This window comes from Chitinophaga ginsengisegetis (genome assembly GCF_900168065.1).
GTDB lineage: Bacteria > Bacteroidota > Bacteroidia > Chitinophagales > Chitinophagaceae > Chitinophaga > Chitinophaga ginsengisegetis.
On the sequence record NZ_FUZZ01000001.1, the window covers coordinates 630,237 to 646,885 of the forward strand.

Consider the following 16,649-nt stretch of genomic DNA (forward strand, 5'->3'; position numbering starts at 1 on the left):
AGCATATTAACCAAATACAGCTATTATAAATTTCACCGCGATAACGACTAACTGATCATTATGGAGAAAAATTATACAAAACCAAAGAAAAGCCAGGCCGCCTCTTCTTTGTGTAAGATGTTCCTGTTGCCTGGATTATTCGGGGCCTTATTGTTTTTGCTGCTTCCCGTTTGTACCCATGCACAAAATCAAACTGTAACAGGCAGCGTTACTGACTCCCTGGGTCATGGAATCGCTGATGTTACCGTTGCTGCAAAGGGAACAACAGTGATTGCCAAAACGGATGCATCGGGTCATTTTAGCATTCAGGCTGCCAGAGGAGTTCCCCTGAGAGCGTCACACGTAAGTTATATCAGCAGAGAGGTGATACCGGATGGAAAACCGCTGACTATTATACTGCAACAAGCAACCAACGACCTGAACAATGTAGTTGTTATTGGTTATGGTACCATGAAGAAAAAAGATCTTACCGGAGCAATAACTTCTATCCGTCCGAATAAGATTGCAGATGAAAATCCTAAAACAGTTCAGGACATCATACGTGGAACACCCGGTGTGAGTGTAGGTTTTGACCCTTCTGCAAAAGGAGGAGGCACCATACGCATCCGCGGCCAGCGTTCGGTTTATACGGATGGAGGACATAATGATCCATTGCTGATACTGGACGGTATGATTTTCTATGGAGAATTGTCTGAAATTAATCCCGATGATATTGAGCAGATTGATGTCCTTAAAGACGCATCGGCCGCTGCCATTTATGGCGCAAAATCAGCTAACGGGGTTCTTATCATCACCACAAAAAAAGGAAAAAAAGGGAAGCCGACTGTTAATCTGACAACCAACTTCGGGCTTTCAGATATGGCGGCAAACAGGAAGGTTTTTGGCCCCGAAGGTTATATGCAATACCGGCAGGACTGGTATATGGCTGCTACCTATGGCATCAATTCAGCAACAGGAGCTTATGAACCTTATATAGCAGAAACGGCAACAGCAGGTAAACTGGGATACTATGAAATGCCAACCGATGCAACGCTGAAAAAATATGGTATCACCATTGACGAATGGCGTGCTTACTCAACAAATACAAGTAACGCAACTGATAACGAAATCCGGGCTAAACGGTTAGGTCTTCAATTTACAACGTTGGATAACTATCTGAAAGGTAAAACCTTTGATTGGTATGACCATAGTTTCCGTACCGGTTTTAACCAGGATTATAACCTCAGTGTATCCGGCGCCAGTGATAAAATAAACTATTATTTGTCTGCAGGTTATTTGTCGAACCAGGGAGTGGTTATGGGTGATAATTACAGGGCAGTGCGCTCCAACTTAAAAGTGGACGGCAAAGTCACCGATTGGCTGGATATCAGCGCCAATGTGAATTTCCAGGACCGGTCCGACGGAAATATTGCGGTTAACTGGGGATCACAGATTATTAACAACAGTCCTTTCGCATCCTACAGAGACGAGGATGGAAACCTGGAAGTGCATCCTATGGGCGATGAAATGACTGCCAGCAAAGGATATAATTTTGATTTCAATAAACAGTATATGAAACTTGAAAGAGGCTATACTGTTCTGAATACCATTCTTTCTGCCAAAGTAACATTGCCTTTTAATATCAAGTACTCTTTTAATGTTTCTCCCAGGTATCAGTGGTATTATAACCGCTATTTTGAATCCTCGGAGCATCCTGACTGGCTGCCCATTAATCATGGTGTTGACCGGAACTGGGCAAAACGTTTTGACTGGTCTTTGAACAACACGCTCAGCTGGGAAAAAACTTTTGCCCAAAAGCACAAGGTAAATGTAACCCTGGTCCAGGAAGCAGAAGAACGACGCTATTGGAGTGATGCTATTAATGCGCGTAATATTTTGCCAAGTGATGCATTGGGATTCCATGAAACTTCTACCGGCGATCCGCTTAACAGCAGTTTTAACACGGACGATTCTCATGAAACTGCTGATGGTATACTTGCGCGTGTGTTCTATTCGTATGATGACCGTTATATGTTAACAGCCTCTGTGCGCCGCGACGGCTATTCTGCCTTCGGTACTTCGAATCCGCGGGCTACCTTCTTCTCTACAGCTTTGGCCTGGACCTTTAGTAATGAAAAATTCTTTAAATGGGATGTATTGAGCAATGGTAAATTGCGTTTGTCTTATGGACAAAACGGAAACAGGTCGCTTGCCAATCCTTATATAGCACTGGCCAATCTGGCTAATGGCGCCACCACGCAGGGATACGTAGATGCAAGCGGTAATTATATCCAGTATTACTATTTAAGAATTGACCGTATGGCAAATCCCAATCTGCAATGGGAAAAAACTACTGCATATAATATTGGACTGGATCTCGCCTTCTTAAATAACCGGATCTCCGGTACGCTCGATTATTATTACATGCCCACAACTAATATGATCATGAGCCAATCGTTGCCCGATTTTTCAGGATTTACCAGTATCACTACCAATTTAGGAGAAGTATTGAACAAGGGTTTCGAAATTTCAGTCAACACACAAAATATAAGAACGCCCAACTTTAGCTGGAATACCACAGTAGGTTTCTCGAAATATAAAAACACGATTAAACATCTTTACTACCGGTACGAAGATGTGTTAGATGCCAATGGAAATGTGGTGACCTCAAAAGAATCTGATGATATATCCAACGGATGGTTTATCGGGCAACCGGCCAGCGCCATCTGGAACTACCGCGTAACGGGAATATGGCAGGTGAACGAAGCCGCAGAAGCCGCCAAATACGGCCAACGGCCCGGGGATCCTAAAGTAGCTAACAATTACACGGCAGATGATATTAAAAACGCAGATGGAAGTACAACGGCAGTTTATAATAATAATGATAAAGAATTCCTGGGCCAGACTACCCCACCAACTATGTGGTCATTGCGAAATGATTTCACCTATAAAAACTTCAATTTCTCCTTCAATATCTATTCTTATTGGGGCAATAAAAGCTTAAGCACCTCCTACCTGAACCAGGATAACAGTGTTTCGTCGGTTACGTACAATGCCAATACCTATGAAAAAAAATACTGGACGCCTGATAACCCGAGTGATTTCTTTGGGCGGCTGGATGCGAGAGGTCCTTCCGGAGTTGCAGCCCCGAACAGGGTATTCGACCGTTCTTTTATCAGGCTTGACAATGCAACAATTGGTTATACAATGCCCCGCAAACTTATTTCACGGGCAGGGATTGAAAACCTGAAACTATATGTTACCGTTCGCAATGTGGCTGTATGGAAAAAGGATAAAAACTGGAACTATTGGGACATAGAAACGGGTGACATGGCGCCGAGAATTTATACACTTGGATTAAACGTGACATTATAAACTTACAGGTGGTTAAGATCAGATAAAAAATTTACAAATGAAAAATAACTATATAATAAAAATTTCCTTAGTGGTAATTGCATCAGCCACGATGGCCGCTTGTAGCAAGAAATATCTTAAGCCGGATCCTTTATCTTTTTATGAGCCCGAAACTACATTCTCCACCAGGTCGGGGCTCGATGCTGCAATAGGAATGTGTGACAAACATCTGCGAAGCTACTGGAGTTACATCACAACAAGGGATATTTCGGTACCCATTAACACCGAGTATATGTTGTCAGACATGGCGGTATCCGGTAAAACAGACGATGGAAACATCTTTGCAGATGTGGCTTCACGCCTCACTCCAACAGACGGCATGTACACAAATGATGTGAACATGCTGAGCTTCTTCTGGGGAGAAACTTATAATGGCATCAAGTATGCCAATACAATCACCTCGTTTATTGATAAAGTTCCCGGCCTGGATGAAGCCACCAAACGTGAATATATCGGCAGGGCTTACTTTCACAGATCGTTTCGTTACCTCGCCCTGTGCTTTCAGTTTAACAATGTTCCTTTGATCACCCAAATCCCTTCTACTCCAAAGCAAAACTATAAAAGCACCAGTCGTGAAGCTATTTTAGCAATGATCACCAAAAATATGGAAGATGCGGTGCAATGGGTGCCTGATCAGTCCAGCATGTCTTATATAGGAATGATTAATAAAGGCGCCTGCCGGCAGTTACTGATCAAATGCTACCTGGCCACCGGTCAATGGGACAAAGCCATTGCGCAAGCCGATTCTTTAATCAATAATTCAGGCTACTCATTAATGACATCTACATTTGGTACGTTTGAAAGCCCGCTGGAAGGCACCTGGCATATTACGCGTAACGTGATATGGGATCTGCACCGCCCGGTGAATAAATGTATCATGACAAATAAAGAAGCCATTCTCGCGATGCCCAACCGCGATAATACGGACGCCGCAATAAAAATGCGTACAATGCGGAATTGGGGGCCGATGTGGAATATTTCTACATTAGTTTCTCCTGGCGGAAAATTTATGCAATGCTACGCTTCATCAAGCAATTCTTACCGGGCTAACCTCGATTATAACTCGGCTTTGGGTCGCGGTATTGCCATGATAAGCCCTACCTATTTTGCACAGCATGACCTTTGGAATGTAAACGGGATTAATGATGCCGGGGATCTGCGACACAACAGTAGCGTAGGCAATTGGGCAAGAATGGATTCCATGAAATATAATGATCCTTCAGATGCGTTGTATTTCGGTAAAAACCTTCGACTTTATAATGGCACCAAACTTTTGTGCAGCGATACGATACGCAACTGGTTCGATTGGCCGCATTACAAAGTTTTTGTAAATGATCCGGATCATATTGGCAACGCTGCAAGTAATAACAACAGAGGAGGCGCTGCCGACTGGTACTGCTACCGTCTTGCAGAAACCTATCTGCTTCGTGCCGAAGCCGAATTCTACAAAGGGAATATAGGCGCAGCGGTGGCAGACGTTAATATTGTAAGACAACGGGCTAAATGCCAGCAGCTATACACTACCATTACTATTGGTGACATTGCCAACGAACGCGCCCGTGAATTATGGATGGAAGAATGGCGGCACATGGAGCTAAGCCGCATGTCGTATAGCCTGGCTTTAAGTGGTAAACCAGATGAATGGGGAAATACCTATAACGTGAATACCCTTTCAGACAACAATTATTGGTACCAACGCATACAGCATTACAGCAATTACTACAACAAAAACAAAGTAACTGTAAAGGGCAGATCTTATACCATAGCACCACATAATATCTATTGGCCAATTCCTCAATCAGCGATCGATGCAAACCTGTACGGAAAACTGCGCCAAAACCCTGGTTATAACGGTTATGGCCAGAATGTGGAGATGTGGACGAAATGGGAAGATGCAGTGAATGATGAAACCAAAAATTAAGAAGAGAGAGTAAGCTTTGCTTACTCTCTTGGCAATGAATCAAAGTATTCGTTGGGCGACATTTTAAAATACTTCTGAAAATTGCGGCTGAAAAGGCTTTGCGAGCTATAACCTATCATCTTTGAAATTTCGTAAAATGAAAATTCATTCCTGGCAATTAAATTAGCGGCTGTTTTAAGGCGCGTGATATCAATTAGCTCTTTTGGGGATAGCGAGGATAAAGATTTGATTTTGCGATATAGTGTAGTGCGGCTCATGAACATGTGTCCGGCAAGCATATCAATATCAATATTGGAGTCTTTAATATTTGCCCTGATATATTCATCCAGTTTCTTTAGAAAGGCTTCATCAGTTTTTGAATGCGCCATTACCCTTACATCCTCAAAAGGCGAACTGGCAAAGTGGTCCTTTATTTTACGGCGGTTTTTAAGCAGGTTGGCAATCTGTACCTGCAGCAATTCTGATGAGAATGGCTTTTGTATGTAAGCGTCTGCTCCTACCTCCAGTCCTTCGATGTGGGCCTTATACGTGTTTTTAGACGTTAATAAAATGATGGGGATATGGCAGTATTCAACATTGGATTTAATTAGCCGGCACAGCTCAAACCCGTCAATTCCCGGCATCATAATATCTGATATGATGAGATGAATAATTTCTTTATCTAAAATGGTTTGTGCAATTTCTCCATTGGTGGCAAGATGCAGCCGGTAGGCATCTCCCAAAACAACAGATAAAAACTCCAGGATATCTTCATTATCGTCAATAATAAGAATACTTTCGGTCATACTATTTTATCTTTTTCCAACTGCTTAATTGAAATTCAAATTTTTGATGTATGGGCAGTTGCAGTTCAAATATAACTAAATCAGTTTCGCCGGAAATCAATCGCAACGATCCGTTGTGCAGCTCGGTAAGCGATCTGGCAAGCGATAGCCCTATACCGGTTCCCGGCTTATCATTTCCACGTCCCCTTACAAAGGGTTCAAATATCTGGTCTTTAAACTCTCCTGGTATGCCTTTGCCATCGTTGTGAAAGCTAATCTTAAAATATTCATCGGAATCGTTTACAGTATGTATATTAACGGTGGCCCTGGTAGCCGCGTATTTAACAGCATTTGACATGAGGTTGGTGAATATTTTAATGAGCGCCTCCCTGTCTACAAAAGCCGTAAAGTGTTTTTCCGGTAATACTATATCCAGGGCAATATTGTTACCGGCAGCCTGTCCTTTAAAGCCGGTTACCAGATCGGTTATGAGTCCAACGATATCTGTTTTTACAAAATTAAGGCTGAACTGGTCTGCTTCCGTTTTTCTAAAGTCGAGTAGCTGGCTGGCCAGCTCTATCAGGCGCCGGGTGTTTCTTTCAGCTATCGAGAGACTTTTCTTAACATCCGGATCTTTATCAAATTTTTTGCTCAACCATTCTATAGGCCCCGCTATAAGCGTAAGCGGCGTTTGTATTTCATGTGTAATATTGGTGAAAAATTCGATTTTTGCCTGGTAAATTTCTTTTTCCTTTTCGTGTTCAAACAGCTGTTGCTTCCGCAGATTTTTACGTTCAAGGTATTGACGATACAAACGGTCTGTGATGAATATAACAGTACCTAAGAGCAGCAGGTATAAAATATAAGCGAGGTTGCTTTTCCAAAAAGGCGGGAGAATTTTGATGAACAGCCGCTGTTCCCTGCCGGTCCAGCTTCCGGTGTTGCTTTCAGCCTGAACAATAAATTCATAGGTGCCGTGGGTAAGATCGGTAAAATAGGCTTTACGATTTGTATTGAGGTAGGTCCAGGGTTGGTCAATGCCTTTCATCAGGTATTTATACCGCGTTGCTTCGGGGGACGAAAAGTTTAACGCTGCAAATTCAATACTGAAATTGTTCTGGTCATATTTCAATATAACCGTGTCTGTGTATAAAATAGATTGGGAAAGGGGGCTGCTATGCCCACCTGGTGCTGCTTCTGTATTATTAATCTGGAAACCTGTAATATAGGTAGGTGGACTGGGCTCTTTTTGATTAAATAAAGCCGGGTCAAAACCAATCATACCTTTAACGGAGCCAAAGTACATTTTACCATCGGTATGTTTATAAGCCGAGTTGTAATTGAATTGATCTGTTATCAGCCCGTTGGCCTGTGTGTACACTTTTACCTGTTCTGTACGCAGGTCAAAACAAATAAGACCTTTGGACGAGCTGATCCACAAATGTTTTGAATTGTCTTCCAGGATGCTGTACAATACATTGCCCGGCAGGCCGTTTGCGGTTGTATATCTTTTGATGGTTTTCCGGTCATGGCTTAGTTTTATAAGCCCGCTGCCGGTTGTGGCAAACCATAAAGCATGGTTACTGTCTTCAAAAATATTGTACACAGGAAATTCGTTAATGGTCTTTCCCCTGGTGGTATCACCAAAACGTAGATTCCCGCGCAGGCCGGTTGCAGGATTATAATAAAATGCGCCTTCCTTTACACTGCCTGTCCAGATATTTCCTTCTGAGTCTTCAAATATATCGTACACATAAGTGTTGTATGGTATCTCGCTGATACGCTTAAATGTTTTGTGTTGTGTATCGTACTCAAATAGTCCGGCGTTACGGTATGCAGTACCCACCAGCAGTTTATTATTTTTTGTCCGGTAGATGGAAATTACAAAATCACTCACTGGTCCGTTCTTATCACCAATAAGTTTAAACCGGTCTGTAACCAACCCTGTACGCATATCCATTATTTCCATGCCCTGTAAAAAAGGGCCGATAAATAACCCGTTCCCCCAGGAAAGCAGGCCATGTATGTTAGCGTAAGAGAGGCTCCCCTTTTGACCTGTAGCTGTATAGTTTGTAAATAACCCTGTTTTTAAATCCAATTTGTTAATACCGGCATCTTCCGTGCCGATCCATAGGTGGCCACTGCTGTCAGCGCATATCTCTCTTACCGCATTTCCTGAAATAGCATTAGCACCTGGCAGCGGATAATATTTTTCAAATCTCGCATTGACTTTTGAATAATAATTTAACCCGCCAAAAAAAGTACCGGCCCACATACCACCCTGGTTATCCCTGCATACTGCATACACAGCATTGTCTGCCAGGGCATAAGGGTCGCCTGGCCGTTTTCTCAGGCTTATGCTGTTGTTGGCGGCTAAGTCGTAAATGTAAATTCCTGATTCGGTAGCGATCCAGTATTGCCCATCATTACCTGCTGCAATATCGCGGACAAATATGTCCGTATTTTTATCAGCATCCAGTGATAGGGATTTGACAATGCCGGTTTTAGTATGGTAGCTTTTTAAGCCCTGCTTAAAACAACCTATCAATAGTTCGTTATTACGGATAGGGTATATTTTGCTAACAGACCGGGCATTTGCAGGCAAACTTTTATTAACGATCCTTATCCGGGAACCAGGCTTTGTTTTGGGGTTGTAAATGCGGATATTACCATCATTATCACCCATCCATAAATTCATATTTGAATCCAGTGCAATACAGGATGCCTTTGTTTTTAAGTCCTCCACCCTGTTCTCTGCCTGTATGTATTTATATAGGGAAAACTGGATGAGGAACCACAGGTTATTATCATTGTCTATTACAAGGTTATTGGTATATTCTTTTGGGACGGTTTCCAGTTCGGTGAGCACTTCTTTGTACGGGTCATATTTAAAAATGCCTTTACCGGTAGCTATCCAAATCATCCTGTTTTTATCCTCTGCAATACAATTAATAACATCATTTCCCAGGCTACCGAATTTATCATTGTTGTTTTTGTAGGCCTTAAAAGAGTACCCGTCAAAACGGTTCACTCCCCCACGTGTTCCCACCCATATAAAACCTTTACTATCCTGTATTACAGCGGTTGCCGCATTATGCACTAACCCATCATCCACCTGGTAGTGCCTAAAATAATATTGCCCATAACAGGAAGAAATGGTAACATGGAATAGTAAATTCAGCAAAGCAATATAACCGGACAATTTCATAATACTGAATTCAAATATAAATAATGATATCAAGATACTATGGGTTTTAAAATAAAATCGTATCACTTGTTGCAGTGTATACCGGATATTTGGTACGATTCGTCAAAAGATTGAACATAATACCTGATCAGTAAAACTTCGATAAGCTGTCATTCAACTAACTGTTATCAAAGCCACAAAGCATCATATACCTGGGCGATGTTAATGGTCATTAACATCGCCTGCACAAAAAGTTAGTATGCAGCCGCATTTTTTGATTAATTTTAGCGGAGATCTAAAATCTGTAATATTGTTCGGGGGAGATTTACAACAGGAGGAACTGGTGCGGCTTTTACAGGCCGGCGACCAACAGGCATTCAGGAAATTATTCGATTTATTGTATCAACCCCTTTGCTTTTTTGCCCGGAAGATTACCGGAAGCGCAGAAGAAGCGGAGGATGTTGTCAGTACCGCCTTTGCCAGGCTTTGGGACCGTCATTCCCATTTCGTAGCGTTCCCCGCTATACAATCTTTCTTATATACAACCGTCAGAAATCAATGCCTTAATATCCTCAAGCACCAGGAAGTAGTTTCCAATGCGGCTAAAATTCTCCAATCCGAGCCACAGGAAATGGATAACTATATCGAAACCCAGGTGTTGCAGGCAGAGTTGCTGCAAATAATTTTTGCTGAGATGAGCAAACTTCCTGAGCGGCAAAGACTAATACTGGAATGGACTTACAGGGATGGGCTACCGGCTGCGGAGATCGCCCAACAGCTTCAGATGAGCCCTGCGCATGTCCGCATGGAAAAATCCAGGGCCATGTCCCAGCTTCGCCATATGCTCCGCGAACGCAAACTACTGGGTCTGTTTATGGCCCTCTTCCCTTTAATTCAATCCGGGAAACATAATTTCTGAGGTCTTTACTAAAAAAAAATAAATTTTTGTTGCGTTTTGCCAACATGGTTGTTTTAGTATTATATGCAGCCAGCAATACAGGTCGATAGAGCAATTTTACGCATACTATATAAAAAATGCGCAGGTCAGGAACTGACGACGGAAGACGAACGCCGGTTAGAAGACTGGCTGGCCGCATCGTCGTGGAACCGCGAGGCGATGACAGAGATAATGGATGACGGTTGGTTCACAGATAATATGGCCATATGGGAACAGGTTTCCGCAGATCCGTTATGGGAACGGGTACAGCAAAAAATAGCAGACCAGCCACCCGTTGTTAAATTCAACAGGAATAACTACCGCAAATGGATGTATGCAGCCGCTGCATCCTTACTACTGATAGGATCGGCCTCACTCCTCCTATGGCGGAATAGCCACCAGCGTATAACGGATCAAATGGCTATCAGCGACGTGGCTCCGGGCGGCAATACGGCCAGGCTCACCCTTGCCGATGGCTCTACGATTCTGCTGGATAGCGTGGCAATTGGCAAGTTAACACAGCAAGGCAATGTAAAGGTGATAAAGTCAGCAGGAGGACAGATCCGTTATGAAAACGGATCTTCTGAAGGCGCTGGTCAGGCTTCACTCAACACGCTGACTACTCCCAAAGGAGGTCAGTATCAACTTTCGCTGCCGGATGGCACCAAAGTGTGGCTCAATGCCGCCTCGTCTATCACCTATCCGACATCCTTTGCCCAGGGCGCCCGCATGGTAACCGTAACCGGAGAAGCGTATTTCCAGGTTGCCAAAGATGCCGGAAGACCTTTTAAAGTGAAAGCAGCCAATACTGAGGTGGAAGTATTAGGCACTCATTTCAACATCAGCGCCTATGATAACGAACCTGCTGTAGCCACTACCCTTGAGGAAGGCGCTGTAAAAGTACATTTGATCAGCACCGGACAAACACAACGCCTTACGCCCGGCCAGCAGGCATTATTACTAAAGGGGCAGTCACAAATCCGGTTGGTTAAAAATGCCGATATGGAAGAGACATTTGCCTGGATCCACGGCAACATAGCCTTTCATGATGCAGATGTAGCAACGATCATGCGCGCGCTGGAAAGATGGTATAATATTACTGTAGATATAAGAGGTTCCCTGCAGGACCAGACATTTTATTTCTCTGTCAATAGAAACGCTCCTCTATCGGAAGTATTACACTTCCTGGAGGTTTATAAAATCAACTATTCGCTGGACGCGAAGAACCGGAGACTAACAATCACTCCCTGACTATCCAGTTAACCAACCATATGCGTATCGCTCCGGGCTTGTCCCGGGCGCATCTGAGAAGTTATGCGGATAATACAGGGAAGAATCATTTATTCAAATGCCCAACAACCAAAATTATGAGGAAATTTTGTGACGAGCATCCGTTACCTATCGTAAAGAGTTTATTGCGAACGCCTATTCACATGGCCGTCCTGCTTACATTCACTATGCTTCTCTTCTGTATGTCCGCACGGGCACAGATTTCGATGAAGGTAAAAAATGAACAGCTGGATAATGTATTACAACAGGTTCGTAAACAAAGTGGATATAACCTGGTGTATGATGTAAAAATGGTACGTCAGAAAGGTAAACCGGTAGCTGTAGATTTGAAAAATGTGTCTGTTCAGCAAGCCATGCAGGCAATTTTTCACAACCAGGATCTGGCCTGGGAGATTACCAGCGCACGAACCATATTCGTGCGCGAAAAAGTGCAGTATACCACCAATCAAACTGTAGAAGTTCAACAGAACGTTCATGGCAATATTATTAACGAGGCAGGTGAGCCAATGCCCGGCGTCAGCATCAAGATCAAAAATGTCAATTATGGAACGGTAACCGATAGGTCCGGCGATTTTACTCTGCCTGGCGCGTTTGTCAATGCAATACTGGTCATTACCGCAGTAAATATGGAGCCGATGGAATTTGCCCTGGACGGCAGGTTATCCGTCACCATTATTGCACGCAAAAAAGAATTTGCCCTGCAGGGAGTGACCGTAACAGTAAATACCGGCTACCAAACCCTGTCCAGGGAACGGGCAACCGGCTCTTTTGCCAAACCCGACATGAATATTTTCTCCCAACGGGCAGGCACAATGAATGTTATCGCCCGGCTTGAAGGTCTGGTACCGGGTATGACGGTGATTCCCGGAGCGCGGGTAATCAATACCACCCGGGACGGCGGCACCAGCGGCCAGCAAAGCCTGATACGCGGCAGGGCCAGCATTGAGCTCAATCCCGATCCGTTGTATGTGGTCAACGGTATACAGGTGCCCGATATCGAAAGCATTAACCCCGATGACATTGCCGATATAACCGTACTCAAAGATGCAGCCGCGGCTGCCATCTGGGGGGCGCGTGCTGCAAATGGCGTGGTTGTCATCACCACCAAAACGGGTACAAAAAACAACAGGCTAAAATTCAATTACAGCGGGATGGTTAACATCCAGGGGCGGCCTGATTTTAATTATATGCCCATGATGAACAGCAGCCAGTATATCGGAGTGGCCCGGCAACTGTTCGACCCGGTGAATTATCCCTGGAACACCTTGTCGAATGGCGTCATTACGCCGCATGAAAAGATCATGTACGACCGTTACCGTGGACATATCAGCAGCGCCCAGGAAAATGCCTCACTTGATAGCCTTGCTGCACTTAATAATGCCAGCCAGATCAGCGACATCTGGTACCGCAATGCCAGCACCACCAATCATACCCTCTCCCTTTCTGCCGGTACCAGCAACTATTCATTCTATGGATCTTTGGCCTACACCAATGTAACCAGCAATCGCCCGGGTGAGCGCAACAATACCTACCGGATCAACTTTAATCAGCAGTTTACTCCCAATAAAATCATCAAGGCTACGCTGATTACCGCACTAAGCCAAAATGAGGTGAGCAGCAAGCGACCCATCCAGGTAGATAATTCTTTTATTCCCTACCAGCTGTTCCGTGATTCCAAAGGACAGCCCCTGTCGATGCCCTATGTACAAGGCTGGTCTGATTCATTGCGCAACGACTACGCTACCCGTAGCAGGCTTAATTTAGACTATAACCCACTGGGAGAAATGAGTCAGGGCAATTCCAATTCAACAGCCGTTAATATCAATGTATCCGGTACCCTGGAGATTGCATTGCCTATAAAAGGTCTCAGCTTCCAGGGAAATTACGGCTATATCCGCAACCAGGTGAACAGCAGCAACTATGATGATATCGCAGGTTTTGCACTCCGTAAAGAGTTGTTAGGGTTTACAGTAGCCCCCACAGCTGCATCAACACCCGTGTATTATCTGCCTACCACAGGAGGCTCCTATAGCACCGCTAACCAACAACTTCGTAACTGGACGGTAAGAAATCAGCTGGTGTATAGTTTCAAAGACCAAACTGGCAATCACCAATTGGGCGTACAGGCAGGACAGGATATCCAGGAACAGGCTATGATTATGACCGGTACGAAAGTACGTGGCTACAACAATGCACTGCAAACCTATTCAGCCCTGGATTATAAAATGCTTAGCAATGGAGTAATGGGTACAATGATTCCCTGGGCCAGCCGGCTCCAGGAGCTGCCTTTCAATAAAACAGAAGATGTAAGGCGCATTGTTTCCTATTTCACACTGGTGAACTATGAATTTGATCATAAGTACAACCTGGATATGAGCTGGCGCATGGATCACAGCAACCTGTTTGGAACCGACCGGGCTACACAAAACAGGCCGGTATGGAGCGTAGGCAGCAAATGGCGGGTTGGCAGGGAGCCATTCATGGAGAATGTAGCCTGGGTAAGCGATCTGGCACTACGCGCAACATATGGCATCACGGGCAACTCTCCCTATAGCGGAGGCGCCTCTTCTTATGATATCCTGATGGGTGATTCCTGGCCAAGCTACGGAGGGCCCTCTCTCAATATCATCACGCCTGCCAACCGCAGGCTGGCCTGGGAGATGAGCCGCACTACCAATATCGGCCTGGACTTTAGCCTGCTCAAACAACGTATCAATGTTGGAGTGGATCTTTACCAAAAGAAAACAACCGACTTACTTGGCGGCTATAGCACCAATCCTTTAACCGGGTTTATCAGTATCAGTGGTAATATCGGAGAAATGGAAAACAAAGGGGTAGAACTCAGCCTGAAAACAGTTAATATCAACGCAGCAAAATTCAGATGGCAATCCAACCTGATTTTCAGCTATAATAAGAACAAACTGGTGGACTATACCCCGCCCTCGGTTTTTGCCAACTCTGCCTCTTCACGTGTAAGGGCCAACTACATCATCGGCTATAGCATGCAGTCCCTCTGGGCTTACCGGTTTGCCGGCCTTGATAATATGGGCGACCCGATGATCTGGCTCTCCGACAAAACGAAAACCAAATCCAGGAATGTGGCAACAGTAGAAGATGTACAATACATGGGCACTGTCATCCCACCCTTCAACGGCAGCATCAGCAACATGTTTACCTATGGAGCTTTTTCCCTGGACGCCAACATTGTCTTCAATCTGGGTCATGTGATGCGGCGGGATGTCAATACGTTTTATACCGGCAGACTTACAGGCGCACAAGGATTATTCAACGGCAACATCCGTACTGATTTCGAAAACAGGTGGAAAAAACCGGGTGACGAACAGTTTACTTCAATTCCCTCCTACGTCTCCAATGAAAATGAAAGTTTCTTCCGCCGCGATATCCAATATTACGCGCTTGGAGATGTGAATGTGGTCAGCGCCTCTTATATCAAGCTCCGGGATATCACGCTGGCCTGGAACATGCCAGCCCGCATTGCTCAGGCGATGCGTCTCGGCAGCGCCCGGGTCTTTGTGCAAACAACCAATTATATGCTCTGGAAGGCCAACAAAGACAACATTGACCCGGAGTATCATATGCTGGCCGAAGGCATCCGCCTGCTGCCCGGTTTTAGCCATGCATATAATTTGGGCGCCAATATTTCATTCTGATAAGATTAAAATGAAAAAAATGAAAAAGCAATTCTTCTTATATAGTCTTCTTATTTGCACAGTTGCTGTATTGACCGTTTCCTGCAACAAGTTCCTGGATGTGATACCTAAAGGAAAGCAGGTAGCTTCAACAATAACAGACTACGAACTTTTGATGAATTCTCCCGATTTCTACAACTATTTGCAGGGAGGCGGATGGCAGGTACCACTGCTGATGGGCGATGAAATAGCCGCGGAAGAGAATTATTACGCCAATGCTTACCCTTATGTACAGCGGTTATTCAGATGGGATGATGTGATTTATGAGGAATCAGATGTAGCGAGTGATCTCAGAAGTTTTCTTTCCAATCTCTATACCTGTAATAAAGTCATCAATGAAGTGATGAACGCGGATGGCGGAACCAGCCTTGAAAAACAATATATCCAGGCCGAAGCCAAAGCTACCCGCGCCTGGATCTATTTCCAGCTCATCAATTTTTATGCAAAGCCCTACCAGGCTTCTACAGCAACCACCGATCCGGGATTTCCCATCATTACTACCGCGGACGTAATGCAGAACTCTTTTTCCCGCAGCACGGTCCAGGCGGTGTACGACTTTATGATTGCTGATCTGAACGCTGCCATCGCGGTGCTGCCGCTGCGTTCCAAAGTCAAAAGCCGGATGTCTGGCGCCGCTGCAGCAGCCATCCTCGGGAAAATATATCTTTTCATGGGGAAAAGCGTTGATGCCCTGCCGCTGTTTAATACAGCTATCGATGACGCCAACGCCTCTCCCATTCAAACCAGGCTTTACGATTACAACAAAGAGCTGGCGCCGGGTGGATCCTTTCTTCCTATTGGCATGAGTGGTCCTAATTCTGACTATGTAAATCTGAACGATTATACGGAATCTGTACTGGCAAAAACCTTCAGCAATCAATTCGCATCCGGTGGCATGGGTATTATCATCAAGCCGGAAACAGCAGCCCTGTTTGGCCCAACAGACCTTCGGTTATTATTCTATTCAGCCGATTATCCTGACTGGTCGCCTAACCCGTCCGGCCGCCTGCGCCGCTATGGCGTCATGTATTCCAGGTTTGGTGTCACCCTTGCCGAGCTTTACCTGCTCCGTGCAGAATGCAAGGCCCGGATGGATGATCTGACTGGCGCCTGCGGCGATATGGAAATGCTGCGGAAACACCGGATGCCCGAAGCAGATGCTCCCGTCCCTTCTGCTACAGCGACAGATAAATTTGCGTTAATAAAATTCATCTTCGATGAGCGCATCCGTGAATTTGCGGCAGAAGGCTATCGCTGGTTCGATATGCGCAGACTCAGCGTGGATCCACTGTTTCCCAAACAGACATTTACCCATAGCGTCTACCTGCAGAATGGGAGCACGCAAACATATACCCTGCGTCAACCCGACAGGCTGACGCTTCGCATTCCATCCAATATCATGGTCGTAAACCCGGGGCTGGAGAATAATCCATAGAACCATCTAAAA

At 44.8% G+C, this 16,649-nt stretch carries 8 protein-coding genes; 6 read left to right on the forward strand and 2 right to left on the reverse strand.

Translation table 11 applies throughout. The features are described from left to right. Positions 1 to 60: 60 nt before the first annotated feature. Both B5Z18_RS02380 and B5Z18_RS02385 read left to right on the forward strand, forming a co-directional pair. Positions 61 to 3,354, forward strand: coding sequence for a SusC/RagA family TonB-linked outer membrane protein (locus B5Z18_RS02380; RefSeq protein ID WP_079467793.1), 3,294 nt, complete (start codon positions 61 to 63; stop codon positions 3,352 to 3,354). A 37-nt stretch (positions 3,355 to 3,391) separates the two neighbouring features. Then, on the forward strand, positions 3,392 to 5,314 hold the full coding sequence (locus B5Z18_RS02385) for a RagB/SusD family nutrient uptake outer membrane protein (RefSeq protein ID WP_079467794.1): 1,923 nt from the start codon (positions 3,392 to 3,394) through the stop codon (positions 5,312 to 5,314). Between the two features lie 20 nt (positions 5,315 to 5,334). Here B5Z18_RS02385 and B5Z18_RS02390 read toward each other — a convergent pair whose 3' ends face one another. Further along, entirely contained in the window at positions 5,335 to 6,099 is a 765-nt protein-coding gene (locus B5Z18_RS02390) for a response regulator transcription factor (protein ID WP_079467795.1), read from the reverse strand. 1 nt (position 6,100) lies between these two features. After that, entirely contained in the window at positions 6,101 to 9,286 is a 3,186-nt protein-coding gene (locus B5Z18_RS02395) for a ligand-binding sensor domain-containing protein (RefSeq protein ID WP_079469946.1), read from the reverse strand. 289 nt (positions 9,287 to 9,575) lie between these two features. Between B5Z18_RS02395 and B5Z18_RS02400 the strand changes: the two genes are divergently transcribed. The 4 genes from B5Z18_RS02400 (at position 9,576) to B5Z18_RS02415 (ending at position 16,637) form a co-directional block, all read left to right on the forward strand. Further along, positions 9,576 to 10,184: an RNA polymerase sigma factor gene (locus B5Z18_RS02400; protein ID WP_159454158.1), complete on the forward strand. Its 609-nt coding sequence runs from the start codon at positions 9,576 to 9,578 to the stop codon at positions 10,182 to 10,184. A 63-nt stretch (positions 10,185 to 10,247) separates the two neighbouring features. Beyond that, the gene (locus B5Z18_RS02405) at positions 10,248 to 11,453 is read left to right on the forward strand and encodes a FecR family protein (RefSeq protein WP_079467797.1); all 1,206 of its coding nucleotides are present in this window, start codon (positions 10,248 to 10,250) and stop codon (positions 11,451 to 11,453) included. 116 nt (positions 11,454 to 11,569) lie between these two features. Beyond that, the gene (locus tag B5Z18_RS02410) at positions 11,570 to 15,163 is read left to right on the forward strand and encodes a SusC/RagA family TonB-linked outer membrane protein (RefSeq protein WP_159454159.1); all 3,594 of its coding nucleotides are present in this window, start codon (positions 11,570 to 11,572) and stop codon (positions 15,161 to 15,163) included. Positions 15,164 to 15,182: 19 nt separating this feature from the next. Next, the gene (locus B5Z18_RS02415) at positions 15,183 to 16,637 is read left to right on the forward strand and encodes a RagB/SusD family nutrient uptake outer membrane protein (RefSeq protein WP_079467799.1); all 1,455 of its coding nucleotides are present in this window, start codon (positions 15,183 to 15,185) and stop codon (positions 16,635 to 16,637) included. Positions 16,638 to 16,649: the final 12 nt, after the last annotated feature.